Source organism: Paenibacillus aestuarii, from assembly GCF_027789125.1.
GTDB lineage: Bacteria > Bacillota > Bacilli > Paenibacillales > NBRC-103111 > Paenibacillus_E > Paenibacillus_E aestuarii.
On record NZ_JAQFVF010000085.1, the window covers coordinates 1 to 2,630 of the forward strand.

A 2,630-nucleotide genomic window follows, 5' to 3' on the forward strand; every position below is an offset into this window, starting at 1 on the left:
GCTATTTTGCCATGCTGTATCAGTCATCTGATTTTGCAGAGGCGAACCAAGCGTTGTATCAGAAGGACCCGAATAAGGTGTATATCGCGATTGATGGTCCGGCAGATGATGTGCATGATACGCCTACACTTGCAGGAAATCGTGTCTCCGGTTGGACGTTGACGCTCATTTCGAAGAACGTCAGGGATAAGAAGCGGGCAATTGCCTTCCTCAGCTATCTGATTAGCGAAGAGGGGAACAAGGATCTTTGCTTAGGTGAGAAGGGCGTTACCTACGATACGATAGACGGCAAAGATCAGTTTCTGCCGGAGGTCATGCATCTACTCAACACCGACCGCAAAGCGTTTGATAGCAAAGACGGTGGTTCTTATAAGTATTGGATGCTAATGGATACGAACATGTGGCTAAAATGGAAACCAGCTGATATTGAGCCTGCCAAACAATTGGCCGATTGGACGAGGGGCAAGACGATCAGCATGTCCGAGTTCGACGATCTGGATCCGAGCCCGACGACGAAGGAAGGTATTGCGAAAGCCAAAAACGATCAGCTCTGGAGTCAGACGCTGCCGAAGCTGCTGATGTCCAAGTCTGATGCTGAATTCGATCAACTGTTCACCGAATACATGAACAGCCTTACCGACCGAAAAGCCATCGAAGCTAGCCGCCAAGCAGCCTATGAACGAAATGTACAGAAACTGAAGTTGCCGGTCAATCAATAGTTCTATAGAGGAAGTAGCAGGATCGTTTACTTTGATCGAAATATTAGACATGTTAATCTCTCCCCTCCAAGAGAAGCGACAACATGTAAACGGAAAACGAGCGCCAAACAAAAAGCTTTCACCGCAAATAGAAGTAAAGTGCCAGATCGCCTATGTGATCTGGCCTTTCTGTTATTGAAGATTGATCTAGATCAACGAGCTGATGATTCACCGTTCGATCTCGTGCATTTGCCTGAATATCATATCTGCTCGCTTATTCGCGTTGGCGACTAAGGAAACCTAAAATATAGTAACCCTACCTAAAATGTGAGTCCTTTCGTTTACTTGATTTATCCTCTATACTAGCAAAGGGCTCTGCTCAGTAACTGTAATCCTGACTTTATAAGGGGATTATTTAGTAGAACGTCAAGTTCGACAACCGACACAGACGAAGGAGTAGCATGAATGGACAAAATACGCAAATCAGCAATGCTATTGTTAGCTATGATGATGTGCTGGACGTTAGCGGCTTGTTCTGGGAACGCCGGCACATCGAGCAATGGCAGTACTGCGAACTCCAATGCCAATCTTACGGAGGCAGATGCTTCTCAAACGAAGCCTTCTCCGGATGAGCCTGTCTGGAAACTGGACACGTCACCGATTACGTTTGATTGGTATGTTAATTTCGATTGGTTCACCAGCAAGTGGGGAGGTGACGTCGTTTCCGATTATATAAGGAGTAAAACGGGCGTCAGCATCAACTTTATCGCGCCTACTGGCAACGCCAGCGATAGGCTCAGCACGATGATGGCAACAGGGCAGCTCCCTGACTTCATCACACTGGGTACGTACGAGGATAACGTGCAGAAGATGATCAAGGGAGATATGGTGCTTCCATTAAATAAGCTAGCGGATCAGTATGATCCTTATTTCTTTAAAGTGGCAGACCCCACGAAGCTTAGCTGGTATACACAGGCCGATGGCAATGTGTATGGCTACCCGAATGCATCTTCATCCCCTGCGGATTATCAAAAATATGGTCAGACAATGACGTCTAACCAGGTCTTTGTTGTAAGGAAAGACATGTATGAAGCACTTGGGAAGCCGAATATGAGCACGCCGGAAGGGTTTCTCGCCGCGCTGAAGGCTGCGAAGGAGAAGTTTCCGGAAGTGGATGGCCAGCCGCTCATTCCAATCGGCCTGCATGATTTTGTGGAAGCCGGCAAGGGCAACTATTCGCTGGATGATTATCTTCAGAACCTCCTAGCAATTCCGCAGCAGAAAAACGGCAAACTGTACGACCGCCGTAGCGATCCAACCTATCTGAAATGGCTGAAGATGTTCCGTCAAGCGAATGAGGACGGGCTGATGCCGACAGATGTTTTTATTGATAAACGACCGCAAATGTCTGAAAAAATAAAGCAAGGATGCTATTTTGCCATGCTGTATCAGTCATCTGATTTTGCAGAGGCGAACCAAGCGTTGTATCAGAAGGACCCGAATAAGGTGTATATCGCGATTGATGGTCCGGCAGATGATGTGCATGATACGCCTACACTTGCAGGAAATCGTGTCTCCGGTTGGACGTTGACGCTCATTTCGAAGAACGTCAGGGATAAGAAGCGGGCAATTGCCTTCCTCAGCTATCTGATTAGCGAAGAGGGGAACAAGGATCTTTGCTTAGGTGAGAAGGGCGTTACCTACGATACGATAGACGGCAAAGATCAGTTTCTGCCGGAGGTCATGCATCTACTCAACACCGACCGCAAAGCGTTTGATAGCAAAGACGGTGGTTCTTATAAGTATTGGATGCTAATGGATACGAACATGTGGCTAAAATGGAAACCAGCTGATATTGAGCCTGCCAAACAATTGGCCGATTGGACGAGGGGCAAGACGATCAGCATGTCCGAGTTCGACGATCTGGATCCG

The 2,630-nt window shown here is 47.4% G+C and carries 1 protein-coding gene and 1 pseudogene; both read left to right on the forward strand.

The window, feature by feature from the left end:
- Positions 1–719, forward strand: a pseudogene (locus O9139_RS28590) (extracellular solute-binding protein); the annotation flags it as partial.
- A gap of 444 nt (positions 720–1,163) precedes the next feature.
- Positions 1,164–2,630, forward strand: a 1,467-nt coding sequence (locus tag O9139_RS28595; RefSeq protein WP_270885150.1) for an extracellular solute-binding protein, incomplete at its 3' end; no start/stop codon positions are given.